Source organism: Kitasatospora sp. NPDC097605 (genome assembly GCF_040302725.1).
Taxonomy (GTDB): Bacteria; Actinomycetota; Actinomycetes; order Streptomycetales; family Streptomycetaceae; genus Kitasatospora.
On record NZ_JBEOSF010000002.1, the window covers coordinates 70,361 to 95,256 of the forward strand.

Sequence of the window (24,896 nt, forward strand, 5' to 3'; positions counted from 1 at the left end):
TCGCACGGTGGGGAGGTGATCAGTACCATTGCACATGTCACACATCTTGCGGAAGTCTTTTCCATAACTCGACAGGTCCGCTCCGGAACGGCCGGGGGGGAACGACTCCCGGTCAGGCCTCGTGCCCGCCAACGGAATTCGCCGGCATTCGGGCCGGACGTGCGCGAACCCCGCCTCCGGATCCGGGGGCGGGGTTCGCGTGGCGGGGCCGTCGTCGGCCTCGGGGGTCAGCCGTTGCGGGCCGCCTCCGGGCCGGTGATCCGCTTGAGCAGCGGCAGCGTGGAGGCGATGATCCCGAGCGACACCGCGAGCCCGAGCAGCACCAGCGAGAAGTACACCGCGCCCGGCGACACCAGGTCGTAGCTCATCTGCGACTTGAGGAACATCGCCGCCGCGCCGAAGCCGGTCCCGGTCGCGACCGCCGCCACCACCAGCAGCGGCAGCGCGCTCTCCAGGGCGATCACCCACCGCAGCAGGCCCAGCGGCGCCCCGGTGAGCCGGAGCATCGCGAACGGCCGGCGCCGGTCGGAGAGGCCGGCGACCACGCTGACCGCGAGGCTGCAGCCGGCGATCGGCAGGGTGGTGAGCAGGACGACGTCGGCCAGCTGCCGCCAGCCGGCGAGCATCTGCTGCTGTTCGGATCCCCAGTCCTCGACCATCCGGGCATGCTGGTCCGGGAAGGAGCGGCTCAGCAGGACGCGCACCCGTTCCATCGCGGCCGTCGAGCCGTCGGTCGTCACGTAGAGCGACTGCACCGGCAGGCGGGTGGCCGCCTCGGCGGTGATCGGCGCGGTCGGCCACTCGGTGGACTGCTGGGATTCGAGGCTCAGGAAGCCGTACGGCTCGACGGCCGCCACCTCGGCGCCGGAGGCGCAGTGGCCGACCACCGGGATCTGCGCGAGGTCCGAGCAGAGCGCCAGCACGGGCGCGGCCCAGTCGCCCGGTGCGGAGGCGTCGCGGGCCAGGCCGTCCGGGTTGGCGTGGACGACCGCCAGGCCCTGGAAGCCCGGGACGGCCCGCAGCTCGGCGAGGACCCGCTCCGGCACGGCGGCGGCCATCGGCGGTTCGCCGGCCCGGGCGCCGTGCTCGACCGCGACCCGGGTCTGCGGGTCTCCGGCGAGCACGCCCCGGTTGTGGTCGATGGTGCCGATGATGGCGACCGTCGCGGTGGTGACGAACAGGGCCAGGATCAGTCCGGCCACCGAACGGAAGCCCGCCTTCGGGTCGTCCGCCAGCCTGCGGACCGCGATCAGGGTGGCCGGGCGGCCGGTCCGGGCGGCGACCGCGCGGGCGGCCGCCATGGTCAGCCAGGGGCCGGCCAGCACCAGGCCGAACATGATCACCAGGAAGCCGGTGAGATAGGCGGCGGTCTGCCCGTTGGTGGTGTGGGGGCGGCGGCCGACGAACCAGGCGAGCTCGGCGAGGCCGGCCAGCAGCGGCACCACCCGCCAGGCGGTCGGCGGCTCGGGGGTGGCCCGGCGGCTGACGCCGAGCGGGGAGACCGTCACCCGGCGCAGCGCGAGCCGGGCGGCCACCGCGGCCGCCAGCGGGACGCCGAGCAGCACGGCCAGGGCCTGCGGCCCGGTGAGGGTGAGGTCCTCGACGAAGAAGCGGTCCCCGGTGAAGGGGACGGTCGCCACCAGCGGGCGCAGCAGCAGGAACACCGCGAAGCCGAGGGCGGTGCCGGCGGCGGCGGCCAGGGTGGACTCGACGGCCGCGACCAGGGTGATCTGCCGGGGCGTCGCCCCGACCAGGCGCATCGCGGCGTAGCGCTGCTCGCGGGTGGCGGCGGAGAGCCGGGTGGCGGTGCCGATGAAGATCACCACGGGGAAGAGCAGCGCCCCGGCGACCACCGAGAGGATCAGGGTCATGGCGTCGCCGCGGGTGCCGGTGGCCGGGCAGTCCGCGCTGCAGCTCGGCGGCAGGGCGGTGGCGATGGTGGTGATCTGCCGGGCGCCGGGCCGGGTGGCGAGCGCCGCCGGGTCCTGGCCGGCCACCAGGACGAGGGAGTCCGGGGAGGCGAGCGCGGCGTCGCCGATCTCACCGGCCGGGCGGCCCGGGAAGCGGTCGGCCAGCTGGTCCGCCGGCCGCTCGCGGATCAGCTTCGCGAGCGCGGGCGAGGCGTAGTACTCGCCGGCCGCGGGCAGCTTCGCCAGGCCCGGCGGGACGGGCGAGGTCGGGCCGGTGGCGGCGACCTCGATGGACAGCAGCCGCTTGCCGTCGTAGAACTCCGGGCTGTTGTCGCGCCACCAGAGGGGATCGGCGTCGGCGGTCTCGGTGCGGCTCGCGGCCCCGGAGTTGGCCCAGAGCACCCGTTCGTTGGTGGCGCCGACGGCGTTGACGGCGGCGAGCGTGGAGAGCAGCAGGCCGACGCCGACGGCCGCGGCGGCGGCGATGGTGAGCAGCCGGGCCAGGGCCTGGCGGCCGCCGCTGACGGCGAGTCGCAGGGCGAAGGCGATCACGAGGCGACCCGCTGCGCCGGGGGACCGCCGGTCGGGCGGCCGGTGGAGAGCGTCCGGGCTCGGCCGTCGCGCACCATGACCTCGCGGTCGGCGTAGGCGGCGACCCGGGGCTCGTGGGTGACCAGGACGACGGTGGTGCCCTGGTCGCGGGCGGCGGCGACCATCAGGGCCATCACCTGCTCGCCGGTGAGCGAGTCCAGGGCGCCGGTCGGCTCGTCGGCGAACAGCACCCGGGGGCGGGTCACCAGGCCGCGGGCGAGCGCGACCCGCTGGGCCTGACCGCCCGACAGCTCGCCGGAGCGGCGGCGTTCCATCCCGTCGAGGCCGAGCCGGGCGAACCACGGGCGGGCGTCGGCGAGGGCGGCGGCCCGGCGCACGCCGCTGAGCAGCAGCGGCAGGGCGATGTTCTCCTCGGCGGTCAGTTCCGGGACGAGCTGGCCGAACTGGAACACGAAGCCGAACCGGTCGCGCCGCAAGGCGCTGCGCCGGTTCTCGCCGAGGTCGTCGATCCGCTGCCCGTCGAAGAGCACCTGGCCCGCGTCGGGGACCAGGATGCCGGCCAGGCAGTGCAGCAGGGTGGACTTGCCGGAGCCGCTGGGGCCCATCACGGCGAGCACCTCGCCGGCCTCGGCGGCCAGGCCGGCGCCGCGCAGGGCCGGGGTCTCCCCGAAGGCGAGTTCGACGTCACGGGCCTCGATCACGGGGGTCATGCGCGCACCTCCGCGGCGAGGGCGTCCAGGCGGGCGGTGGTCAGGTCGATCCACCGCAGGTCCGCCTCCAGGTGGAAGAGGCCGTGGTCGGCGAGCAGGGCGTCGACCAGCGGGCCGGTGCGGCGCAGTTCGGTGAGCTCGCGCATCCGGGCCAGGTGGGCGGCGCGCTGGGTGTCGAGGTAGGCCTCGGCGTCGCGGCCGAGCAGCAGGGCCAGGACGACCTTGGTGAAGAGCACGGACTGGAGGGTGGGTTCGGGCGCGACGGGCTCGGCGAGCCAGTGCTCGAACTCGCTCACGCCGGCCTCGGTGATGACGTAGCGCTTGCGCTCGGGCCCGTCGCCGGGCTCGGCCTCGCCGGGGACGACCTTTCCGTCGCGCGCCAGGCGGCCGAGGGTGGCGTAGACCTGACCGTACGGCAGGGGTTTGCCGCGGCCGAAGAAGGTGTCGTAGTCGCGCTTGAGGTCGTAGCCGTGGCTCGGCTCGCGCTCCAGCAGCCCGAGAAGGGTCAGGGGAACACTCATGGAAGGACCATACACCAGAGGTATACATCGAGTGTATAGCTGGCGAGAATACGGCCCTGACCTGGCGAAACGTGATGCCGGCCGGCCCGGGAACGCCGCGAGCGGGAGACGGCCCCAACCCCGTCCCCCGCTCTGCACGGCGGCCCGGCGAGCCCCCACAGCGGGCCGGGCCTCCGCGTCCCCGGCACGAGAACGCGGCCAGGGCCCAGCCTGCCTCCTCCGCCCCCGCCCCGCCGAGGGCCGAACGTCCCGGTCCCGCGCCCTCCATGAGGGCCGTAGGGCCCGAGCCGCGTGAGCCCGCCCGGCTCTTGTGCGAGGGGCCGGTGCCGGGAGAGATTTGGTTCCGACGGGGCCGAACCACGCCAACAGCCGTGAGGAGCACGCATCGTGTCCAGTTCACCCCGCTCGGCCCGCACCGCTCCGCTGTCCCGGCGGGCCGGCCGCCAGCTGCGCCGCGCCCTCGGCCACCGCGACACCGTCCAGCGCCATGAACCGCTCGCCCGTCCCGTCGACCGGCACCGCAGCCGGGCCTGGCTGATCGCCGGGCTCGCCCTGGTCGTCGGCCTGGCCGGGGTCGTCGCCGCCGCCGTCCTCGGTTTCCGCGCCGCCGGGCGCACCGCCGAGGCCGACCGGGGCCGGCTGCACCGCACCGAGGCGCTCGTCCTCGGCAAGGCGCGCACCGAGGAGACCGGCGCCGGCCGCTGGAGCGGCGGCTACCAGAAGCGGACCGAGACCTCGGTGTCCTGGACGACCCCCGACGGCCTGGCCCGTACCGGCACCGTCCAGGCGCCGCGCAGCACGGCCGGCGGCTCCACCGTCGTGCTCTGGCTCGACGACGGCGGCCGCCCCGTCACGGCGCCGGCCACCCGGGTCGCGCTGGCCGTCGGCGCCGTCTGCACCGCACTGGCCGGCTCGGCCACCGCGGCCGCGCTGATCGGCGGCGCGCTCGCGCTGCGGCTGCGCGTGCTGGACCGGCGGGCGGACCGCGCCTGGGAACGGTCCTGGGCGCGCTGGGAGCCGCGCTGGTCCGGCCGCACCAGCCAGCCCCAGGACGACTGACCGCACGCCCGCCCGTCGGACCGCCGGAACACCGGCCCGTCGGACCACCGGACCACCGGACCACCGGACCACCGGACCACCGGACCGCCGTACGAGGAGCACCGTTGTTCACCACCGACCGGTTGACCGCCCGCCTCTGGGAGCACACCGACGCCGAGCGCGCGTACGACTTGTACGCGCGCTGGGAGGTCGCGCAGTGGCTGGGTGCCGCGCCGCGGGCGCTGGAGTCGCCCGCCGAGGTGCCGGCCATGATCGACCGCTGGCGGGGGCGCTCGGCCGACCCCCGGTACGGCGTCTGGGCGCTGGAGCGGCGGGACACCGGGGTGGTGGTCGGCACGGTGATGCTCCTGCCGCTGCCGGACGAGGACGGCACCGGCAACGGCGAGATCGAGGTCGGCTGGCACCTGCACCCCGACTCCTGGGGCCACGGCTACGCCACCGAGGCCGCCCGCGCCGCCCTCGCCAAGGGCTTCGCCGACGGCCTCACCGAGATCCACGCCGTCGTCCGCCCCGGCAACGACCGCTCCGCCGCCGTCTGCCGGCGCCTCGGCATGACCCCCCGGGGCCGCAGCAGCCGCTGGTACGGCGCCGAGTTCGACACCTTCCTGATCCGCAAGCCGTAGGCCCCTCCTACTCCGCCCAGGGGGTGACGGGGCGGCGGGAGGCCTGGTGGGTGAGGGCGGCGACGGCGATCAGGAGGGCGAGCGCGGCCGCCAGGGCGACCGGGACGGCGGCGTGCAGTACCAGGACGGCGCCGAGCAGGGCGCCCGCGAACATCCAGACGGCGGAGGCGAGCCGGCGGGTGCCCGCGCGGTCGGCGGCCAGCGCGGTGAGCGTCATGGTCAGCACGGTGGTCGTCAGGTCCGGCACCTTGAGCGCGCGGACGACCGCGTTCTGCAGGCCCATCGCGGCGCCCAGCACCCCGATCAGGGTGTAGCGCACCGGGTCCGCGCTGTGCCCGAAGGCCGCCGCGACGGCGGTGCACGCGGCGAGCAGCACCGACTGCGCGCGGACCGCGGCGACCAGCAGCCGCCCCCGGTGGCCGGGGCGGCGCTCGGCGAGCCGCCCGCCCGCCACCGAGCCCGCCAGGAAGGCGGCCAGGGCGGCGAGCGAGGCCGTCGCGGACAGGCCCGGCGCCCCGGCCAGCGCGAATCCGAGGAAGACCACGTTGCCGGTCATGTTGGCGACGAAGACGTGCCCGAGCGCGAGGTAGCTCACCGCGTCGACCAGCCCGGTGACCACGGTGAGCACCAGCAGCATCGGCACCAGCGGGCCGTGCCGGGGGTCGGTGTGCATCCGGGTCAGCATCACCGACAGCCTAGCCGGGCCCCGCGGGCGGGACCCGGCCAGCGGGGCATCCGGGCCCGGCGGACGGCCGGTCAGAAAGCGAGCGCCGGGCGGTGGTGGTCCAGCCAGAGGGCCAGGTCCACCACCCGCTCCAGCCGCAGCCGGTGACCCCACTCCAGCTGGTCGGCCGGCGTGTCCAGGCTCTTCCCGATCACCGCCTCGTCGGCGATGTCCCGCACGTGCGGCGCGTCCAGCGCCTCGCGGGCGAGCCGCTGCAGGCCGCTGTTGTAGTCGGCGTGGTGGGTGGCCGGATAGTGGTTCTTCGGCCGCCAGAGCACCGAGTGCGGGGCGATGCCCTGCCCGGCGGCGCGCAGCAGGCTCTTCTCCCGGCCGTCGTGGCTCTTCATCGCCCACGGGGTGTTGAAGGCGTACTCGACCAGCCGGTGGTCGCAGTACGGCACCCGCACCTCCAGGCCCTGGGCCATCGACAGGCGGTCCTTGCGGTGCAGCAGCTGGCGCAGCCAGCGGGTCAGCGACAGGTGCTGCATCTCGCGCTGCCGGTGCTCGGCCGGGCTCTCGCCGTCGGCGTGCGGGACGGCGGCGAGCGCGCCGCGGTAGGTGTCGTCGCGGAACTCGGCGATCCGCAGATGGGCGGCGAGTTCCGGGTTGATCGGCATGGCCGCGTCGTCCCCGGTGACCAGCAGCCAGGGGAAGGTCTGCGCGGCGAGCGCCTTGGGGTTGTGGAACCACGGGTAGCCGCCGAACACCTCGTCGGCCGCCTCGCCGGAGAGCGCGACCGTCGAGTGCTTGCGGATCTCGCCGAACAGCAGGTAGAGCGAGGTGTCCATGTCGCCGACGCCGATCGGCGAGTCCCGGGAGACGACGACGGCCCGGCGGTTCTCCGGGTCGAGCAGGGTGCGCGGGTCGAGCACCACGGTGGAGTGCTCGCTGCCGATGAACGCGCCCGCCTCGGCGGCGTACGGGGTGTCGTGGCCGGTGCGCAGCACGTCGCCGGTGAACTGCTCGGCCTGGTCGCTGTAGTCGACGGCGTAGGAGCGCAGTTTGGCCTGCGGGCCCTCCCGCAGGCGCAGTTCGTCGGCGACCAGGGCGGTGACGACGGTGGAGTCGAGACCGCCGGAGAGCAGGCTGCAGAGCGGGACGTCCGCCTCCAGCTGGGCGCGGGCGGCGCGGTCGACGAGTGCGGAGACCCGCTCCTTGGTGGTGTCCAGGTCCTCGGTGTGCGGGCGGGCGGTGAGCTCCCAGTAGCGGCGCTCGCGGATGCCGGAGCGGTCGAGGACGAGCAGTCCGCCGGGGTGGACCTCGCGGACCCCGGACCAGACCGTGGGGCCGGTGTTGAACAGCAGGCTGTAGGCCTCGCGCAGGCCGTCGGCGTCGACGGTGGGGGTGACGTCGGGGTGGGCGAACAGTGCCTTGGGCTCGGAGCCGAAGACCAGGCCGCCGTCGGTCTCGGCCCAGAACAGCGGTTTGACGCCGAGCCGGTCGCGGACCAGCAGCAGCCGCTCGGCGCGGTCGTCCCAGACGGCGAAGGCGTACATGCCCTCCAGCCGGTCGACCAGGGCGTCACCCCACTCCTGGTAGCCGCGGAGCACCACTTCGGTGTCGCTGCGGGTCTCGAACCGGTGGCCCCGGGCGCGCAGTTCGGCGCGCAGCTCGTGGTGGTTGTAGACCTCGCCGCTGTAGCTGAGGACGACGCCCGGCTCGTCGGGCCGGTCGGCCATGGGCTGGGCGCCGCCCTCGATGTCGATGACGGCGAGCCGCCGGTGGCCGAGGGCGGCGTGGCGGCCGAGCCACACCCCTCCGGCGTCGGGGCCGCGGAGGGCCATGGTGGCGGTCATCGCCTCGATGACGGGGGCGCTGTGGCGGAGGTCCTGATGGAAGGACACCCAGCCGGTGATTCCGCACATGCGCGTGCACTCCTCGGACGAGCAGACGATCGGATCCGGCCCAGCAGTCGGCCGAACGGGGGAAGTGGTTCCACTGGTTCGGACACGTTTCCGGCGGAGTGACACCGGCCTCGGTGTTGAACACGTTCAGATGAGGACTAGGGTGGGTACCGACGAACGACCGAGGGGGGTCTCGATGAGAATCGTCATACCCGGGGGGACCGGGCAGATCGGGCGCATCCTGGACCGGGCGCTGACCGCCGACGGCCACGAGGTCCTGGTCCTCACCCGCCGGCCCGGCCGCGACCAGGAGATCCACTGGGACGGCCGCACGCTCGGCCGCTGGACGAAGGCGGTCGACGGCGCGGACGCCGTCGTCAATCTCGCCGGACGCGGCGTCGACTGCCGCTACACCGAGCAGAACCTGCGCGACATGCGCGAGTCCCGGGTGCACTCCGCCCGGACCGTCGGCCGGGCCATCGCCGGCGCCCGGCGCCCGCCCCGGGTCTGGCTGCAGATGAGCACCGCCACCATCTACGCGCACACCTACGGCGCCCCGCACGACGAGGACACCGGCGTCATCGGCGGCGGCGAGCCCGGCGCCCCCCGCGCCTGGGACCACAGCGTGCGGATCGCCCGCGACTGGGAGCGCGAGCTGGCCGACGCCGCCACCCCGCGCACCCGCCGGGTCGCGCTGCGCTGCGCGGCGGTGATGAGCCCGGACGCCGGCGGCACCTTCGACCGGCTGGTGCGGCTCGCCCGGACCGGCCTCGGCGGGCCGGTGGACGGCGGCGCGCAGTACGTGTCCTGGATCCACGACCACGACCTGGTCCGCGCCGTCCGCTTCCTGATCGACCGGGAGGACGTCAGCGGCCCGGTGAACCTGGCCGCGCCGGCACCGCTGCCGCAGCGGGTGTTCATGCGGGCGCTCCGGCGCGCCAAGGGCATCCCGGTGGGACTGCCGGCCACCCGGTGGATGGCGGAGGCGGGCGCGCTCGCGCTGCGCTCGGACACCGAACTGCTGCTGAAGAGCCGGGCGGTCGTGCCGGGCCGGCTGCTGGCGGCCGGGTTCGGCTTCGAGCACCCGCACTGGCCGTCGGCGGCCGCCGACCTGGTCCGGCGGCTGCGCCGCTGAGCACGCGGACGGCGGGGACGGGGCCGTACGATGGGCCGCCGTACGATGGGCGGCGGGCAGGACGGCGGGCGGGACGGCAGAGGAGCGGACGGGTGCTGCGCGGATTCGGCGATCTCGAGGCCGAGATCATGGACCGGCTCTGGTCCTGGGGCCGCCCGGCCACCGTCCGCGAGGTCGTCGACGACCTGCGGCGCCGGCGCCCGGTCGCGTACACCACCGTCAACACGGTCGCCGACATCCTGCACACCAAGGGCTGGCTGCGGCGCGAGAAGGTCGGCCGCGCCTGGGTGTACGAGCCGACCTGCACCCGCGAGTCGTACACCGCCCAGCTGATGCACCAGGCGCTGGAGACCACCTCCGACCGGGCCGGGGCGCTGCTGCACTTCGTCGACCGGATCAGCGGGGACGAGGCGACGGCGCTGCTCGCCGCCCTGGAGCAGGTCAAGGCCCGGGACGACGCCCGGTGACGCTGGTCCTGCTGGCGCTCCACCTGGTCCTGGTCGGCGTGCTGCTCCCCCGGCGGCTGGCCGGCTCCCGGCGGCTGCAGGCCCGCCCGGTGCTCGGCGCCGCCGTCTGGCTCGCGCTGATGGCCTCCTTCGGCACCGGTGTGCTGCTGGTCGCGCACCACCTGCTCGCCCCGCTCGGGCACGAGCCGGCCGGGCTGGTCGGGCTGCTGCCGCACGTCGAACCGCCCACCGCCGCGCCGCACGCCCACGACTGGTGGGTGCCGGCGGCGGCGGGCGGGGCCGTCGCGGCGGTGGCGGCGGCGCTGGCCGCGCGGGCCGCCGGGGCGCGGCGGCGGCACCGGACGGCGCTGGACCTGGTGGCCGCCCGGGATCCGCGCCACCGGCTGCTGGTGCTCGACGACCCGCGGCCCGCCGTTTACTGCCTGCCCGGCCGCCGGGCCCGGGTGGTGGTCACGCGCGGCGCCGTGGAGCTGCTGGACGAGCACCGGCTCGCCGCGGCCGTCGCCCATGAGCACGGCCACCTGCGGGGGCGTCACCACCTGGTGCTGCTCGCGGCGGACACCTTCGCCCTGCTGCTCGGCCGCCGGCTGCCGCTGGCCGCCCTCGGGCGGGCGGAGGTGGCGCTGCTGCTGGAGATGGCGGCCGACGACGCCGCGCTCGCCCGGGTGACGCGCAGCGACCTGGCCGGCGCCCTGTACGCGCTGGCCACCGCCGCCCCGTCCGCCGGGCCGGGAGCCGGGCCGGGCGCGCTGGCCGCCGCGTCCACCGGCGTGCTCGCCCGGGTCCAGCGCCTCGCCCACACCCCCGCGCCCCCGGCGCGCGCCTACCGGCTGGCCGCCGTCGCCGCCCCGCTCCTCCCCTACCTCCTGGCCTGCGCGCCGCACCCGTAGCGCCGCACCGCGGTCCCGTACGCCGGCGTTTCGGCGTTTCGAGGGGCCGCCGGCGGTGCCGTCCGGGCAGGATCGGAGCGCCCCGTCCGCCACCCCGCCGGAGCCCCGGATGCGCCTGCTGATCACCTCGGACACCCATGTCCCGCCGCGCGCACGGCAGTTGCCCGCGCCACTGCTCGCCGCCGTGGACGACGCCGATGTGGTGTTCCACGCCGGCGACTGGGTCGACACCGCCACCCTCGACCTGCTGCTGGCGCGGTCCGCGCGGCTGGTCGCCGTCCACGGCAACAACGACGGGCCCGGGCTGCGCGAGCGCCTGCCCGAGGTCGCGCGGGTGGAACTGGAGGGCCTGCGCTTCGCCGTGGTGCACGAGACCGGCCCGGCGCGGGGCCGCGAGCAGCGCTGCGAGGCGCGGTTCCCCGGCACCGATGTGCTGGTCTTCGGCCACAGCCACATCCCCTGGGACAGCACCGCGCCCGGCGGCCTGCGGCTGCTCAACCCCGGCTCGCCCACCGACCGCCGCCGCCAGCCGTTCGCCACCTACCTGACTGCCCGGGTGGACGGCGGCCGCCTCGCCGACGTCCGCCTCCACCGCCTGCCGCCCCGCTCCTGAACGCTTCACCGTCCCGGGCGGACTTGCCCCGGCGCCACGCCGCGTGATCGGATCGCGGTGCATCGCGTGCCGGTGGCGGACCGCGCCAGGCATGGAGGTGCGCAACCCGAAGGGACGGCCTCCCATGGCTTCCCACCACGGCGACCGCGCGGTCGCGCTCAGCGTCCAACTCTCCCGGGCCCACCGGGACCTGCTCCGCCGGATCGAGGGCCTGAGGTCCGACCCCGGCCCCCGCCGGCCGGACGACGACCCGCTCGCCGCCCACTGCCTGGCCTTCTGCGACGCCCTCACCACCCACCACCGGGGCGAGGACGACGGACTGTTCGCCCAACTGGTGCGCGAACGCCCCGCGCTCGCGCCGACGATCGCCAAACTCGTCGAGGACCACGGGCTGATCTCCTCGATCCTCTCCCGGGTGCGCGAACTGGCGCTGCGGGCCGCCGCCTCCCCCGCCCCGGACGACGAGGCCGTCCGACGCGAACTCGACGGCCTCGCGGCGATCCTGGAGTCCCACTTCCGCTACGAGGAGCGGGCGATCGGCGCGGCCCTCGACGCGACGGCGCCGGACGGCGACTGGCCCGGCCCGGTCTTCCGCCCCGGCGAGGCGTGAGGCTCCCTCAGGAATCCATTGACCCGCGCGGGTCCGACGGGGGGACCCGCGCGGCCCGAACCGGCGCCGCCCTTCCCCGGTCTCAGGGGCGGACGGCGCCGACGTAGGGCATCGCGTCGATCGGCAGGACCTCGACGTTCTTGCCGGTGCGGGGGGCGTGGATCATCTTGCCCTCGCCGATGTAGAGGCCGACGTGGTGCAGGTCGGCGTAGAAGAAGACCAGGTCACCGGGCTGCAGCTCGGCGCGGGCGATCCGGGCGCCGGCCTTCCACTGGTCCTGGGAGACGCGCGGGAGCTTCACGCCGGCGGCGCGGTAGGCGGCGCCGGTCAGGCCGGAGCAGTCGTAGCCGGAGGGGCCGGTGGCGCCCCAGACATAGGGCTTGCCGAGCTGGGCGTAGGCGAACTGGACGATGGTGGCGGCCCGTCCGGTGGCGGGGCCGGTGTAGGCCGGGCGCTCGCCGCCGGAGCGGGAGGCGCGGGTCGCGGCGGCCTCCTGGGCGTTGACCTTGGCGCGGTCGGCGGCGCTCAGCTTGTTGAGCAGCGCCTGCGCCTTGGCCAGCTTGTCCTGGACCGCCTTCTTCTCCGACGCCAGGGCGGCGCCGGCCTCGTCGAGCTGGGCGAGGGTGGCGGTGGCCTCGGCGCGGTCCTGGTCGAGCCGGCGCTGCTCGTCCAGCGCCCGGCGCAGCAGCGCCGCCTGGGAGTCGACGACCTGGTTCTGGGCGCTGGCCCGGGCCAGGTAGCCGCCCGGGTCGGAGTCGAGCATCAGCTGGACGGACGGGTCGATGCCGCCGTTGCGGTACTGCTCGGCCGCGATGCCGCCGAGCTGGGTGCGCAGTTCGTTCATCGCCTCCTGGCCGCGGGCCACCTTCTCCTGGATCCGGTTGGCGTCGCCCTGGAGGGTCTGCTGCTTCTCCTGGAAGCCGTTGTAGCGCTCGATCGACTGCTCGGCCTCCTCGTTGAGCTGGTCGACCTGCTCCTTGACGGTGGCGAGGCCGGGCGCCGGCTCGGCCTGGGCGGGTCCCGCGGTGAGGACGACACCGCCGGCCATCGCGGTGGTGACGACCGCCAGACGGGCCCGGCTGGGCGGGCTGGGCTTGCGGCGCTTTCCCATGACGGCTGACTCCTCGGACGCGGCGGGGAAGGGGGGTGGACCCCGGAAGGGTGGCTGAACCCGGGCACGGTGGCCGAACACGGGAACGGTGGCCGAACACGGGCAGGGGGCGTTCCGGGGAGAGCCGCCCCGCCGCCCGCGTTCTTCTAAGCAAGTTAATAGATGACGGCCGCTGTTCCGCAAGCCGCCCACCGTCCGCCTCCTCCCGACCCCTTGCGCAGCCGCCCCGTGGCACCGGCAGTGCGACACGGTGCAGAGCGAGGGAAAGGTCACACCCTCCGCCTCTCCTGCGTCCCCGCGAACGGGCGCTAACCTGCGGGGCATGACGGTCCCGCCCGAAGGGCTTCCCCTGGCCGCCGAGTTCCCGGCCGCCCACCGCGAGCAGTGGCAGACCCTCGTCGAGGGCGTGCTGCGCAAGTCGGGGGCGCAGCCCGAGGACGGCGCAGCGGCCGAGCGCGCGCTCAGCACCGCGCTCCAGGACGGGCTGCGCGCCCGCCCGCTGTACACCGCCGAGGACGCCCCGGCCGGCCCGGGCTTCCCCGGCTTCCCGCCGTTCGTCCGTGGCGCCCGCCCGCAGGGCGCCTCGGTCGCGGGCTGGGACGTCCGCCAGCGGCACGCCGACCCCGATCCGCGCCGCACCAACGAGGCGGTGCTGGCCGATCTGGAGCACGGCGGCGGCTCGCTCTGGCTGGAGCTGGGCGGCGAGGGCCTGCCGGTCTCCGCCCTGGGCGAGGCGCTCACCGGCGTCTACCTGGACCTGGCCGGGGTGGTGCTCGACGCGGGCGCCGAATTCCCCGAGGCCGCCGCGCAGTTGTTCAAGCTGTACCGGGAGCGCGAGGTCTCCCCCGGCTCCGCCGCCGGCACCCTGGGCGCCGACCCGCTGGGTCTGCAGGCCCGCACCGGTGACGCCGCGCGCACCGACGCGCTGCTCGCCGAGGCCACCGCGCTCGCCACCCGCTGCGCCGCGGACTTCCCCGGCCTGCGGGCACTGGCCGTCGACGCGCTGCCGTACCACGAGGCCGGCGCCTCGCCCGCGCAGGAGCTGGGTGCCTCGCTGGCCACCGGCGTCGCCTACCTGCGCGCGCTGACCGCGGCCGGGCTGCCGGTGGACGCCGCGCTCGGCCAGCTGGAGTTCCGCTACGCCGCGGACGCCGACCAGTTCCTGACGATCGCCAAGTTCCGTGCCGCGCGCCGCCTGTGGGCCCGGGTCGCGCAGGCCTGCGGCGCCTCCCCGGCCGCCTCGGCGCAGCGTCAGCACGCCGTCACCTCCGCGGTGATGATGACCGCCCGCGACCCCTGGGTGAACATGCTCCGCACCACGATCGCCTGCCTGGCCGCCGGGGTCGGCGGCGCGGACGCGGTCACCGTGCTGCCGTTCGACGCCGCGCTCGGCCTGCCGGACGCCTTCGCCCGCCGGATCGCCCGCAACACCCAGGCGATCCTGCTGGAGGAGTCGCACCTGGCCCGGGTGGTCGACCCGGCCGGCGGCTCCTGGTACGTGGAGCGGCTGACCGACGAGCTGGCGCACGCCGCCTGGGCGTGGTTCCAGGAGACCGAGCGGGCCGGCGGCCAGCGCGCCGCGCTGGAGTCGGGCCTGGTCGGCGAGCGGATCGCGGCCACCTGGGCGGAGCGCTCGACGCGGCTCGCCAAGCGGCGCGAACCGGTCACCGGCGTCAGCGAGTTCCCCCACCTCGGCGAGCAGGCGCTGGTCCGCGCGCCGGCCCCGGCCGGCCCGTCCGGCGGGCTGCCGACGGTGCGCCGCGCCGAGGCCTTCGAGGCGCTGCGCGACCGCTCGGACGCGCGCCTCGCGGCCGGCGGCGCCCGGCCGGCGCTGTTCCTGGCGTCGATCGGCACCGCCGCCGCGCACACCGCGCGCACCACCTTCGCCGCCAACCTGTTCCAGGCCGGCGGGATCGCCACCACCGCCCACGAGGGCACCGAGCCGGCGGCGTTCGCCGAGGCGTTCGCGGCGAGCGGCGCCGCCGTGGCGTGCCTGTGCTCCAGCGACGCCCTGTACGCCGAGCACGCCGAGGCCGTCGCCGCCGCGCTCAGGGCGGCCGGCGCCCGGCGGGTGCTGCTGGCCGGGCGGCCGGGCGAGACGCCGCCCGCGGGCGTGGACGGGTTCGTCTTCGCCGGCGGCGACGCGGTCGCCGTCCTGACCTCCCTGCTCGACGAGATCGACCGGATCGACCGGATCGACGAATTCGGCGAGCCCGCCCGGATCGACCAGCCCGACCAGATCGGAGTCGCCCGATGATCCCCGACTTCACCACGATCGGTCTGGACGCCGACGGCGGGCACGCCCCGGCGGACGTCACCGACGGCCAGTGGCGCGCCGCCTGGCACCAGGCCACCGGCAAGGACGTCGACGAGCAGCTCTGGGACACCCCCGAGGGCATCGGCGTCAAGCCGCTGTACACCGCCGAGGACCTCGCCGGCCTGGACTTCCTGGGCACCTACCCGGGCATCGCCCCCTACCTGCGCGGCCCGTACCCGACGATGTACGTCAACCAGCCGTGGACGGTGCGCCAGTACGCCGGCTTCTCCACCGCCGAGGAGTCCAACGCCTTCTACCGCCGCAACCTGGCGGCCGGCCAGAAGGGCCTGTCGGTCGCCTTCGACCTGCCGACCCACCGCGGCTACGACAGCGACCACCCCCGGGTGACCGGCGACGTCGGCATGGCGGGCGTGGCGATCGACTCGATCTACGACATGCGCCAGCTGTTCGACGGCATCCCGCTGGACCGGATGTCGGTGTCCATGACGATGAACGGCGCCGTGCTGCCCGTCCTCGCGCTGTACATCGTGGCCGCCGAGGAGCAGGGCGTGCCGCCCGAGAAGCTGGCCGGGACCATCCAGAACGACATCCTCAAGGAGTTCATGGTCCGCAACACGTACATCTACCCGCCGCAGCCCTCGATGCGGATCATCTCGGACATCTTCGCGTACACCTCGCAGAAGATGCCCCGGTACAACTCGATCTCCATCTCCGGCTACCACATCCAGGAGGCCGGGGCCACCGCCGACCTGGAGCTGGCCTACACCCTGGCCGACGGCGTGGAGTACCTGCGGGCCGGGCTGGACGTCGGGCTGGACGTGGACGCGTTCGCACCGCGGCTGTCGTTCTTCTGGGCGATCGGCATGAACTTCTTCATGGAGGTCGCCAAGCTGCGCGCGGCCCGGCTGCTCTGGGCCAAGCTGGTCAAGCAGTTCGACCCGAAGAACGCCAAGTCGCTCTCGCTGCGCACCCATTCGCAGACCTCCGGCTGGTCGCTCACCGCGCAGGACGTCTTCAACAACGTCACCCGCACCTGTGTGGAGGCGATGGCCGCCACCCAGGGCCACACCCAGTCGCTGCACACCAACGCGCTGGACGAGGCGCTGGCGCTGCCGACCGACTTCTCCGCCCGGATCGCCCGCAACACCCAGCTGCTGCTCCAGCAGGAGTCCGGCACCTGCCGGGTCATCGACCCGTGGGGCGGCTCGGCGTACGTCGAGAAGCTGACCAACGACCTGGCGAACCGCGCCTGGCAGCACATCCAGGAGGTCGAGGCGGCCGGCGGCATGGCCAAGGCGATCGACGCCGGCATCCCCAAGCTGCGCGTCGAGGAGGCCGCCGCCCGCACCCAGGCGCGGATCGACTCCGGCCGCCAGCCGGTGATCGGCGTCAACAAGTACCGGGTGGAGAGCGACGAGCAGATCGAGGTGCTCAAGGTCGACAACTCCGCGGTGCGCGCCCGCCAGATCGAGAAGCTGCGCCGGCTGCGCGAGGAGCGCGACGAGGCCGCCACCCGGGCCGCGCTGGAGGCGCTGACCCGGGCCGCCGAGGCCGGGCCCTCGCGCGGCGGTTCACTGGACGGCAACCTGCTGCACCTGGCGGTGAACGCGGCCCGCGCCAAGGCCACCGTCGGCGAGATCTCGGACGCCCTGGAGAAGGTGTACGGCCGCCACTCCGGCCAGATCCGTACCATCTCGGGTGTGTACCGAGACGAAGCGGGCCCGTCGGCCCCCCTGCAGCGCACCCGGGAGCTGGTCGAGCGGTTCGAGCTGGCCGAGGGCCGCCGCCCGCGCATCCTGGTCGCCAAGATGGGCCAGGACGGCCACGACCGCGGCCAGAAGGTGATCGCCACCGCCTTCGCCGACCTGGGCTTCACGGTGGACGTCGGTCCGCTGTTCCAGACCCCGGCCGAGGTGGCCCGCCAGGCCGTCGAGGCGGACGTGCACATCGTCGGCGTCTCCTCGCTGGCCGCCGGCCACCTCACCCTGGTGCCCGCGCTGCGCGCCGAGCTGGCGGAGGCGGGCCGGGAGGACATCACCATCGTGGTCGGCGGGGTGATCCCCCCGCAGGACTTCGACGCGCTGTACGAGGCGGGCGCCGCGGCGGTCTTCCCGCCCGGCACGGTGATCCCGGAGGCCGCCTACGAGCTGCTGAAGTCGCTCGCCGCCGATCTCGGCCACGAGCTCTGAGGCGCTGAGCGGATGGCGCCCCGGACGATCGACCTCGACAGCTACGCGACCGGCGTGCGGGAGGGCTCGCGCGCGTACATCGCGCGGGCCATCACCCTCGTGGAGTCCAGCCGCCCGGACCACCGCGCGCTGGCGCAGCGGCTGCTGACGATGCTGCTGCCGCACACGGGCGGTGCGGTGCGGGTGGGCATCACGGGGGTGCCCGGTGTCGGCAAGTCGACTTTCATCGACGCCTTCGGCACCATGCTCACCGGGCTCGGGCACAAGGTCGCGGTGCTGGCCGTCGACCCGACGTCCAGCCGCACCGGCGGTTCCATCCTGGGCGACAAGACCCGGATGGAGCGCCTCGCCGTCGACCCGCACGCGTTCGTCCGGCCGTCGCCGACCTCCGGCACGCTCGGCGGGGTGGCCAAGGCGACCCGCGAGTCGATGCTGGTGATGGAGGCGGCGGGCTACGACGTGGTGCTGGTGGAGACGGTCGGCGTCGGCCAGTCGGAGACCACGGTGGCCGGGATGGTGGACTCCTTCCTGCTGCTGTCGCTGGCCCGCACCGGCGACCAGCTGCAGGGCATCAAGAAGGGCGTGCTGGAGCTCGCCGACGTCATCGCGGTCAACAAGGCGGACGGCCCGCACGAGCTGGACGCCAAGGCCGCCGCCCGCGAACTCGCCGGGGCGCTGAGGCTGTTGCAGGCCCCGGACGCGCCGTGGACGCCGCCGGTGCTGACCTGCTCGGGGCGCGACGGCGGCGGCCTGGACACCGTCTGGGAGCGGCTCCAGCAGCACCGCAAGGTCCTGGACGCGACCGGCGCGCTGGCCGCCAAGCGGCGCGACCAGCAGGTGGAGTGGACCTGGGCGATGGTCCACGACCAGCTCCTCGCCCGCCTCCACACCCACCCGGAGGTCACCCGCCTGCTGCCCGACCTGGAACACCGCGTCCGCGAGGGCACCCTCACCGCCACCCTGGCGGCAGACAGCATCCTGAACGCCTTCGGCCTGCACTGAGCCGCTACGCCGCCACCAGCCCGAGCGCCGTGCCCCACCCGTACGTGGGGCACGGCGCTTCGCGTTGCTCCGGGAACTCGAACCACACCACCTTGCCGTCCTGTTGTGGACACCACCCCCACGCCTCGGCCAGGGCTTCCACCAGCAACAACCCACGCCCGCCGGTCGCTTCGGCCCCGCGCTCCCGCCGCGGGAGCCCGGGGCACCGGTCGGCCACCTCCACCCGAAGCCGCCCCGACCGCCGCAACACGGTCACGACACAGCACCCCCACCAGCCACCGCGCCCCCGGCACCGCCTCCGGCCCCGGCGGCATCCCCCATTCCAACGGAACCGGAAACCGGGCACTGCTGAGCGGGCTGACCGTCACGTTCGATCCCATCGATCCTCCACCACGACAGATGGACAGCACTGCCGGTCGACGACAGCAAAGGGAGCCTTCGTGGCGCTCGGCCACGGTGGCAACACTGAACGTCATGCAAGACTCGACCAATCCAGGAAGGGGAGAACATGGGGTTCGGCCTTGTTGTACGCTTCGTCGCCCATGATGTGACGGCCGCTCACGCCTTCGACGAACTGGCGCGGGAAGCACTCGAAGGGATCCGCGCCGAGGAGCCCGGCACTCTCGTCTACGTCAATCACGCCGTACCGGACGAGCCGCACGTCCGGGTCTTCTACGAGCTGTACGCGGATCGCGAAGCGTTCGAGGAGCATGAGCGGCAGCCTCACGTCCGCCGCTTCCTGGCCGAGCGCGGCCAGTACCTCGAATCCTTCGAGGTCACGTTTCTGGACGAGATCGACGGCAAGGGGCCGGCCGCCGACAGGGGCGACCGGTGAGCCCCGAGGAGCGGCGAGCGTTCGGTGCCCGGGTGGCCCAGCTCCGCAAGGCGCGTGGCATGCGGCAGGATCAGCTCGCCGCAGCCGTCGGCCGGACCGCCAGCTGGGTGTCGCAGGTCGAGCGCGGCATCCAGCCGGTCGTACGTCTCGACGTACTCCAGTTGCTCGCGGACGGCCTGGGAGTCTCCGTCCAGACGCTGCGGCCGGATGCCCCGCCGCCCTCCCGATCCGCGTCGGCGCCTTCGGATCAGGTCAACGACCTCGACCGGGTCCGGCTCACACTCTCAGGGCATCCCGCACTCGATGCCGTGCTCGACGAGCACCCCGCCGTAGCCGTACCCGACGCGACCGAGCTGGCCGCCGCCGTGGCGGAGCTCTGGCACCTGACGCACAGCGCCCGATTCGCAGAGCTCGGCACAGCCGTCGCCGACACCCTGTCGCGGCTCGAAGGCGCCGTGCGGACCGCTGCCCCGGAGCAGCGGCCGGGGCTCCAGCTCCTCCTCAGCCAGGCGTATCAGGCGGTCGCGGCGGCATTCGTCCGCCAGGACGAGGCCGATGCGGCCTGGGTGGCCGCCGATCGGGCGATCAGGGCCGCGGAGCAGTCCGGCGAGCCTCTGCACGTCTTCGCGGGCACCTACCGCTTGGCCCACGCCTTTGTCCGGCTTCAGCGGCTGGACCAGGCGGAACACGCGGCCGGCAAGGGCGCGACGGCCCTTCGGAGCTACCTCTCGGTGGCCGGACCACCCTCGCCGGAAGCTCTCTCCGTGCTCGGCTCGCTCCACTTGGTCCTCGCGTTGGCCGCCGCCCGCGCCGGCCAACGCGAGCAGGCCCGCAAGGCACTCGCCGACGCGCGAGAGGTCGCGGCACAACTCGGCGAGGACCGCAACGACTTCAATCTGGAGTTCGGCCCCACGAACGTCGAGATCCAGGCGGTGTCGGCGGCGATCGACCTCGGCGACGCGGGCGAGGCGCTGGACCTGGGGCAGCGGATCGATGCGAGTCGGCTCTCGCCCGAGCGGAGGTCGCGACTTCTGATCGACCTCGGAAGGGCCCATGCGCAGAGGCGGCACCTCGGGGAGGCCGTCGACTGCCTCCTCCAGGCCGAGGAGCTGGCACCGGAGAGTGTCCGGAGCCACCTGGCGGCGCGGTCGGCGATCCGTGAACTCGTGCTCCTCGCGGGCCGGAACGCGCCACCGGAACTGGTGAAGCTCGCCAAGCGCGCCAACGCCACGGGGTGACAGAGGTTCGGGCCCGGAGTCGTTCGCACGACCCGGACCTCCCCCGACACGGAGGGCCCCGGCCGGTGCGCACCGGCCGGGGCCCTTCGCTACCTGCCCTGCCCTGGGTCAGGTGTGTGTGGGCGCTTCACCCTGCAACAGGGGTCAGGCGCTCTTGGCGTCCGCGAAGCGGGCCGAGACGTCCTGCCAGTTGACGACGTCCCACAGGCGGGTGACGTAGTCGGGGCGGACGTTCTTGTACTGCAGGTAGTAGGCGTGCTCCCAGGCGTCGAAGGCCAGCAGCGGGGTGGTGCCCTGGCCGACGTTGCCGTGGTGGTCGTAGACCTGCTCGACGATCAGGCGCCCGCCCAGCGGCTCCCAGGAGAGGATGCCCCAGCCGGAGCCCTGCACGCCGGTGGTGGCGTTGGTCAGCTGCTTCTTGAAGGCCTCGAAGCTGCCGAAGTGCTCGGTGATGGCGTCGGCCAGCTCGCCCTCGGGGCGGTCGCCGCCCTCCGGGGAGAGGTTCTGCCAGAACAGCGAGTGCAGCACGTGGCCGGAGAGGTGGAAGGCGAAGGTCTTCTGGAGACCGACCAGACCGCCGAACTGCTCCTTGTCACGCGCCTCGGCCAGCTGCTCCAGGGTGTCGTTGGCGCCCTTGACGTACGCGGCGTGGTGCTTGGAGTGGTGCAGCTCCAGGATTTCCGCGGACATCGCGCGCTCCAGCGCGGAGTAGTCGTACGGCAGGTCGGGAAGCGAGTAGGTGCCCATCAGGACACGGCCCCTTTCGGCGAGTTCAAGTGACGATCGTGCCGGGTCAACACTATTGCGTATCAGTTGCAAGAACGAACAAGGGGCTCCTGCGTATTCCTCACGTCGTGTCGGGCACAATGGTCGACGACCTGTGTAAGTGCCGACTAGGGTGAGTGACCATGACCGACACGCCGGTGGTGCTGGGCATCGAGTCGTCCTGCGACGAGACCGGCGCGGGCCTGGTGCGGGGCGGCGTGCTGCTCGGACAGGCGGTGGCCTCGTCGATGGACGAGCACGCCCGCTACGGCGGGGTGGTGCCGGAGATCGCCGCCCGCGCGCACCTGCACGCCATGGCGCCGGTGGTCGACGAGGCGCTGGACCGCGCCGGACTCACCCTCGCCGATGTCGGCGCCGTCGCGGTGACGACCGGTCCGGGCCTGGCCGGAGCGCTCCAGATCGGCGTGGCGGCGGCCAAGGCGTACGCCTTCTCCCTCGGCGTCCCGCTCTACGGCGTGCACCACCTGGCCGGGCACGTGGCCGCCGCGACGCTCGACGGCGGGCCGCTGCCGGACCCCTGCGTGGTCCTCATCGTCTCCGGCGGGCACACCTCACTGCTCCTGGTGCGCGACCTCGCCCGCGATCCGATCGTCCACCTCGGCGACACGCTGGACGACGCGGCCGGCGAGTGCTTCGACAAGGTCGCCCGGATCCTGCGCCTGCCCTACCCGGGCGGGCCGGCGATCGACCGGGCCGCGCGCGAGGGCGACCGGCGCGCGGTGCGCTTCCCGCGCCCCCTGAGCGGGCCGGCCGACCCCCCGTACGCCTTCTCCTTCTCCGGCCTGAAGACCGCCGCCGCCCGCTGGGTGGAGGCGCGGCGCGCGGCAGGCTCCGAGCCACACGTCCCGGACGCGGCCGCCGCGCTCCAGGAGGCGATCGCCGACACGCTGACCCGCAAGGCCGTCAGGGCCTGCCTGGACCACGGGATCGGGACGCTGGTGGTGGTCGGCGGGGTGGCCGCCAACTCGCGGGTGCGGGAGCTGGCGGAGCGGCGCTGCGCCTCGGCCGGGATCGCGCTGCGGGTGCCGCCGCTGCGGCTGTGCACGGACAACGGGGCGATGGTCGCGGCCGTCGGCGACCTGCTGGTGCGGGCGGGCGCCGCGCCGGCCCCGGCGGACCTGTCGGTGGACCCGTCGGCGCCGCTGGAGTTCGCGGCGCTCACCCCGCGCGCGGCCGTCCGGGCGGCCTGAGGCGGCCTGCGACGGCCTGCGACAGAGTGGCCACCCGTCCATATCGGCACAAAAGCCCCAATCGACGGGCTCCTGACAACGTTTCGGTTGCGGCGGAGAATTCCTCGCTCATTGATCTTCCCAGCGCACTGTGACCTGTGCCATTTTACATGTCACACATCGAGAGGCCGCGTCCCCCATATCGCGGCCCGAACGGCCCCGGAGGCCCCCACAGATGCGTCCCTCCTGGATATCGACGGCCAACGCGCGCAGGCTCCCTGCGCTCGGCGCCGCCTTCTTCATCTCCCTCGGCCTGCTCGCCCCGCAGAGCCAGGCCGCCCCCGTCGGTGCCGCGGCCCCGGCCGGCACCAGCGCCGCCTCGTCGACGCCGCGGTCGATCCCGGTGCCCAAGTCGCCCGACGCCAAGAGCACCAGCCCCTTCAAGCTCTCGGCCCAGGACAGCACCGAGGAGGTGGCCCCGCCGGCCGCCCCCGCCACCCAGCCGGCCACGGCCGCCAAGGGCTTCTCGGCCGCCGCCGCCGACCCGTGCCCCGACCTCTCCGGAGTGCTCAACGCCACGGGCAGCGCGCTGGTCCAGCAGCTCAAGGCGCTGCCGCGGGTCGACTGCACCTACCCGCTGTTCAACCTCACCGGGGACAGCGTGAAGGCCTTCCGCGAGGCCAACATGGTGACCGTCGCCAACGCGCTGCGCGACGCCTCCTCCTCCTACCCGGGCGACAACAGCACCAACATCGGGCAGCTGGTCCTGTTCCTGCGCGCCGGCTACTACGTGCAGTGGAAGTACCCGGCCCTCGTCGGCGCCTACGGCTCCGCGGTGAACTCCGCGACCGGCGCCGCGCTGGACGCCTTCTTCGCCTCCGCGCACGGCAAGGACATCACCGACGCCAACGGCGCGCTCCTCGTCGAGGTCGTCAAGGTGATCGGCCAGAGCGACACGCTCGGCCGCAACGCCGGCGTGTTCAAGTGGTTCCTCGCCAACTACAACGGCAACACCTGGCCCGCCCAGATGACCGCCACCGTCTCGGAGTTCGACTGGGTCCTCAAGGACGCCTACGAGTCCAAGACCGACGCCGCGGGCTGGAAGGCCGCCCTCAAGGCCGACCCCTCCCTCCTCAACACCTGGTCCGGCTTCATCACCCGCAACGACTCGCAGCTGAACCGCTGGGACGTCGTCAGCAACATCGGCCGCTACCTCGGCTACGCCCTGGAGGTGCCGGAGCTCAGGACCACGCTGCGGCCGGCCCTGAAGGACCTGATCAACCGCTACCCGAACGTCGGCCCCACCGCCCCGATCACCATGAACCTGGGCTGGGCCACCCGCCAGTTCGACAAGGGCCACTGCGCGGACTACGGCATCTGCGATCTGAGCACCCGCCTGATGCCGGTGATCCTGCCGATCCAGCGCGTCTGCAACGACGGCCTGAAGATCAAGGCCCAGGACATGTCCCCGGGCCAGCTGGACTCCACCTGCACCAGCCTGATCAACCAGGACGCCTACTTCCACAAGATCATCGGTGACAAGGGCGCCATCCCCGGCGACGTGAACACCAACCTGGAGGTCGTCGCCTTCGACGACTACGACCAGTACTCGCTGTACGCCTGGGCCTTCTACGACATCGACGTCGACAACGGCGGCATGTACGAGGAGGGCAACCCGGCGGTGCCCGGCAACCAGGCCCGCTTCATCGCCCACGAGGCGTCCTGGCTGCGGCCGTCGTTCTCGATCTGGAACCTGAACCACGAGTACACCCACTACCTCGACGGCCGCTACAACATGGGCGGCGACTTCGAGGCCAGCCAGAGCACCCCGACCATCTGGTGGGTCGAGGGCATCGCCGAGAACATCTCGTACGGCTACCGGGGCGAGCGCAACGCCGACGCGATCAACGAGGCCGGCAAGAAGACCTACAAGCTCAGCGAGCTGTTCGACACCGTCTACGGCCAGACCGCCGACCCCGACGAGAACTCCAACCGCGTCTACCGCTGGGGCTGGCTGGCCGTGCGCTACATGCTTCAGGAGCACCGCGCCGACATCGACGCCGTCCTCACCAAGTACCGCGCCGGCGACTGGAACGGCGCCCGCGCCATCCTGAAGCAGGACATCGGCACCCGCTACGACGCCGGCTTCGACGCCTGGCTGACCAAGTGCGCCACCAACGACTGCGGCCCGCTCCCGGAGGCGCCGACCGGCCCGGTCACCCCGACCATCCCGGTCTGCACCAACCCGGACACCCGTCAGTTCGACAACAACTGCCGCCGTGACAACCTGGCCGCCACCACCGGCAACTACAGCTACCACTTCATCAACCTGCCGGCCGGCGTCAAGACGCTGACCATCACCAGCAGCGGCGGCACCGGCAACGCCGACCTCTACTACGGCACCAACTGGGCCACCACCGGCAGCTACCAGGCCAAGTCCACCAACGCCGGCAACGGCGAGACCCTGACCATCACCAACCCGCCGTCGGGCTGGGTCTACTTCAGCCTCGCCGCCCAGCAGAGCTTCACCGGAGCCACCCTCTCCGTGCAGTACCAGTAACGGACTCCGTACACGAAGGGCCCCGCCGGGTAACCGGCGGGGCCCTTTTCGCACCATTCGGGACCGGCCC

At 74.0% G+C, this 24,896-nt stretch carries 21 protein-coding genes; 14 read left to right on the forward strand and 7 right to left on the reverse strand.

Annotated features, from left to right (window positions below):
- Nucleotides 1-227: 227 nt before the first annotated feature.
- Genes ABTX81_RS02425 through ABTX81_RS02435 form a run of 3 tightly spaced genes read right to left on the reverse strand, consistent with a single transcriptional unit; the run spans nt 228 to nt 3,693 of the window.
- The gene (locus ABTX81_RS02425; RefSeq protein WP_350541062.1) at nt 228-2,462 is read right to left on the reverse strand and encodes an FtsX-like permease family protein; all 2,235 of its coding nucleotides are present in this window, start codon (nt 2,460-2,462) and stop codon (nt 228-230) included.
- Nucleotides 2,459-3,172 carry an ABC transporter ATP-binding protein gene (locus ABTX81_RS02430; protein ID WP_350541063.1) on the reverse strand — a complete coding sequence of 238 codons (714 nt, stop codon included), beginning with the start codon at nt 3,170-3,172 and terminating at the stop codon, nt 2,459-2,461. Before ABTX81_RS02430 ends, ABTX81_RS02425 begins: the two co-directional genes overlap by 4 nt.
- The gene (locus ABTX81_RS02435) at nt 3,169-3,693 is read right to left on the reverse strand and encodes a PadR family transcriptional regulator (RefSeq protein ID WP_350541064.1); all 525 of its coding nucleotides are present in this window, start codon (nt 3,691-3,693) and stop codon (nt 3,169-3,171) included. Before ABTX81_RS02435 ends, ABTX81_RS02430 begins: the two co-directional genes overlap by 4 nt.
- 387 nt (nt 3,694-4,080) lie before the next feature.
- On the opposite strand from ABTX81_RS02435, the gene ABTX81_RS02440 reads away from it, so the two are divergent.
- On the forward strand, nt 4,081-4,752 hold the full coding sequence (locus ABTX81_RS02440; protein WP_350541065.1) for an Rv1733c family protein: 672 nt from the start codon (nt 4,081-4,083) through the stop codon (nt 4,750-4,752).
- A 104-nt stretch (nt 4,753-4,856) separates the two neighbouring features.
- Complete coding sequence (locus ABTX81_RS02445; RefSeq protein WP_350541066.1) at nt 4,857-5,375, forward strand: GNAT family N-acetyltransferase; 519 nt, start codon at nt 4,857-4,859, stop codon at nt 5,373-5,375.
- Nucleotides 5,376-5,382: 7 nt separating this feature from the next.
- On the opposite strand, the gene ABTX81_RS02450 is transcribed toward ABTX81_RS02445, so the two are convergent.
- Both ABTX81_RS02450 and asnB read right to left on the reverse strand, forming a co-directional pair.
- Nucleotides 5,383-6,060: a YoaK family protein gene (locus tag ABTX81_RS02450; protein ID WP_350541067.1), complete on the reverse strand. Its 678-nt coding sequence runs from the start codon at nt 6,058-6,060 to the stop codon at nt 5,383-5,385.
- A gap of 71 nt (nt 6,061-6,131) precedes the next feature.
- Nucleotides 6,132-7,964: an asparagine synthase (glutamine-hydrolyzing) gene (gene asnB / locus ABTX81_RS02455; protein WP_350541068.1), complete on the reverse strand. Its 1,833-nt coding sequence runs from the start codon at nt 7,962-7,964 to the stop codon at nt 6,132-6,134.
- 175 nt (nt 7,965-8,139) lie between these two features.
- Between asnB and ABTX81_RS02460 the strand changes: the two genes are divergently transcribed.
- From ABTX81_RS02460 to ABTX81_RS02480, 5 genes are all read left to right on the forward strand, one after another.
- Entirely contained in the window at nt 8,140-9,078 is a 939-nt protein-coding gene (locus tag ABTX81_RS02460) for a TIGR01777 family oxidoreductase (RefSeq protein ID WP_350541069.1), read from the forward strand.
- Between the two features lie 95 nt (nt 9,079-9,173).
- The gene (locus ABTX81_RS02465; RefSeq protein ID WP_350541318.1) at nt 9,174-9,545 is read left to right on the forward strand and encodes a BlaI/MecI/CopY family transcriptional regulator; all 372 of its coding nucleotides are present in this window, start codon (nt 9,174-9,176) and stop codon (nt 9,543-9,545) included.
- The gene (locus ABTX81_RS02470; protein ID WP_350541070.1) at nt 9,542-10,435 is read left to right on the forward strand and encodes a M56 family metallopeptidase; all 894 of its coding nucleotides are present in this window, start codon (nt 9,542-9,544) and stop codon (nt 10,433-10,435) included. The genes ABTX81_RS02465 and ABTX81_RS02470 overlap by 4 nt, the downstream gene beginning before the upstream one ends.
- Before the next feature lie 109 nt (nt 10,436-10,544).
- On the forward strand, nt 10,545-11,048 hold the full coding sequence (locus ABTX81_RS02475) for a metallophosphoesterase family protein (RefSeq protein WP_350541071.1): 504 nt from the start codon (nt 10,545-10,547) through the stop codon (nt 11,046-11,048).
- Between the two features lie 124 nt (nt 11,049-11,172).
- Nucleotides 11,173-11,658 carry a hemerythrin domain-containing protein gene (locus ABTX81_RS02480; RefSeq protein ID WP_350541072.1) on the forward strand — a complete coding sequence of 162 codons (486 nt, stop codon included), beginning with the start codon at nt 11,173-11,175 and terminating at the stop codon, nt 11,656-11,658.
- Nucleotides 11,659-11,740: 82 nt separating this feature from the next.
- On the opposite strand, the gene ABTX81_RS02485 is transcribed toward ABTX81_RS02480, so the two are convergent.
- Complete coding sequence (locus tag ABTX81_RS02485; protein ID WP_350541073.1) at nt 11,741-12,769, reverse strand: C40 family peptidase; 1,029 nt, start codon at nt 12,767-12,769, stop codon at nt 11,741-11,743.
- A 322-nt stretch (nt 12,770-13,091) separates the two neighbouring features.
- On the opposite strand from ABTX81_RS02485, the gene ABTX81_RS02490 reads away from it, so the two are divergent.
- The 5 genes from ABTX81_RS02490 to ABTX81_RS02510 all read left to right on the forward strand — a co-directional run bounded on the left by ABTX81_RS02490 (nt 13,092) and on the right by ABTX81_RS02510 (nt 20,311).
- Complete coding sequence (locus ABTX81_RS02490; protein ID WP_350541074.1) at nt 13,092-15,026, forward strand: methylmalonyl-CoA mutase subunit beta; 1,935 nt, start codon at nt 13,092-13,094, stop codon at nt 15,024-15,026.
- Complete coding sequence (scpA, locus tag ABTX81_RS02495) at nt 15,023-17,236, forward strand: methylmalonyl-CoA mutase (protein WP_350541075.1); 2,214 nt, start codon at nt 15,023-15,025, stop codon at nt 17,234-17,236. The genes ABTX81_RS02490 and scpA overlap by 4 nt, the downstream gene beginning before the upstream one ends.
- Nucleotides 17,237-17,248: 12 nt before the next feature.
- Nucleotides 17,249-18,238, forward strand: a complete 990-nt coding sequence (meaB, locus tag ABTX81_RS02500) for a methylmalonyl Co-A mutase-associated GTPase MeaB (RefSeq protein WP_350541076.1) — start codon at nt 17,249-17,251, stop codon at nt 18,236-18,238.
- A gap of 508 nt (nt 18,239-18,746) precedes the next feature.
- Nucleotides 18,747-19,073, forward strand: a complete 327-nt coding sequence (locus ABTX81_RS02505; RefSeq protein WP_350541077.1) for a putative quinol monooxygenase — start codon at nt 18,747-18,749, stop codon at nt 19,071-19,073.
- Complete coding sequence (locus ABTX81_RS02510; protein WP_350541078.1) at nt 19,070-20,311, forward strand: helix-turn-helix domain-containing protein; 1,242 nt, start codon at nt 19,070-19,072, stop codon at nt 20,309-20,311. Before ABTX81_RS02505 ends, ABTX81_RS02510 begins: the two co-directional genes overlap by 4 nt.
- A gap of 144 nt (nt 20,312-20,455) precedes the next feature.
- Here the strand turns inward: ABTX81_RS02510 and ABTX81_RS02515 are convergent, their stop codons facing one another.
- Nucleotides 20,456-21,058 (reverse strand): superoxide dismutase, encoded by a 603-nt coding sequence (locus ABTX81_RS02515; RefSeq protein ID WP_350541079.1) that lies wholly within the window; start codon nt 21,056-21,058, stop codon nt 20,456-20,458.
- 161 nt (nt 21,059-21,219) lie between these two features.
- On the opposite strand from ABTX81_RS02515, the gene tsaD reads away from it, so the two are divergent.
- Both tsaD and ABTX81_RS02525 read left to right on the forward strand, forming a co-directional pair.
- On the forward strand, nt 21,220-22,287 hold the full coding sequence (gene tsaD, locus ABTX81_RS02520) for a tRNA (adenosine(37)-N6)-threonylcarbamoyltransferase complex transferase subunit TsaD (protein WP_350541080.1): 1,068 nt from the start codon (nt 21,220-21,222) through the stop codon (nt 22,285-22,287).
- A 214-nt stretch (nt 22,288-22,501) separates the two neighbouring features.
- Entirely contained in the window at nt 22,502-24,826 is a 2,325-nt protein-coding gene (locus tag ABTX81_RS02525) for a M9 family metallopeptidase (RefSeq protein ID WP_350541081.1), read from the forward strand.
- Nucleotides 24,827-24,896 lie beyond the last annotated feature (70 nt).

What these genes read in the sequence shown, in the direction of transcription:
- ABTX81_RS02430 (WP_350541063.1), bottom strand. Translation starts at nt 3,172, where the DNA reads ATGACCCCCGTGATCGAGGCCCGTGACGTCGAACTCGCCTTCGGGGAG.
- ABTX81_RS02435 (WP_350541064.1), bottom strand. Translation starts at nt 3,693, where the DNA reads ATGAGTGTTCCCCTGACCCTTCTCGGGCTGCTGGAGCGCGAGCCGAGC.
- ABTX81_RS02450 (WP_350541067.1), bottom strand. Translation starts at nt 6,060, where the DNA reads ATGCTGACCCGGATGCACACCGACCCCCGGCACGGCCCGCTGGTGCCG.
- asnB (WP_350541068.1), bottom strand. Translation starts at nt 7,964, where the DNA reads ATGTGCGGAATCACCGGCTGGGTGTCCTTCCATCAGGACCTCCGCCAC.
- ABTX81_RS02460 (WP_350541069.1), top strand. Translation starts at nt 8,140, where the DNA reads ATGAGAATCGTCATACCCGGGGGGACCGGGCAGATCGGGCGCATCCTG.
- ABTX81_RS02475 (WP_350541071.1), top strand. Translation starts at nt 10,545, where the DNA reads ATGCGCCTGCTGATCACCTCGGACACCCATGTCCCGCCGCGCGCACGG.
- ABTX81_RS02480 (WP_350541072.1), top strand. Translation starts at nt 11,173, where the DNA reads ATGGCTTCCCACCACGGCGACCGCGCGGTCGCGCTCAGCGTCCAACTC.
- ABTX81_RS02485 (WP_350541073.1), bottom strand. Translation starts at nt 12,769, where the DNA reads ATGGGAAAGCGCCGCAAGCCCAGCCCGCCCAGCCGGGCCCGTCTGGCG.
- ABTX81_RS02490 (WP_350541074.1), top strand. Translation starts at nt 13,092, where the DNA reads ATGACGGTCCCGCCCGAAGGGCTTCCCCTGGCCGCCGAGTTCCCGGCC.
- scpA (WP_350541075.1), top strand. Translation starts at nt 15,023, where the DNA reads ATGATCCCCGACTTCACCACGATCGGTCTGGACGCCGACGGCGGGCAC.
- meaB (WP_350541076.1), top strand. Translation starts at nt 17,249, where the DNA reads ATGGCGCCCCGGACGATCGACCTCGACAGCTACGCGACCGGCGTGCGG.
- ABTX81_RS02505 (WP_350541077.1), top strand. Translation starts at nt 18,747, where the DNA reads ATGGGGTTCGGCCTTGTTGTACGCTTCGTCGCCCATGATGTGACGGCC.
- ABTX81_RS02515 (WP_350541079.1), bottom strand. Translation starts at nt 21,058, where the DNA reads ATGGGCACCTACTCGCTTCCCGACCTGCCGTACGACTACTCCGCGCTG.
- tsaD (WP_350541080.1), top strand. Translation starts at nt 21,220, where the DNA reads ATGACCGACACGCCGGTGGTGCTGGGCATCGAGTCGTCCTGCGACGAG.
- ABTX81_RS02525 (WP_350541081.1), top strand. Translation starts at nt 22,502, where the DNA reads ATGCGTCCCTCCTGGATATCGACGGCCAACGCGCGCAGGCTCCCTGCG.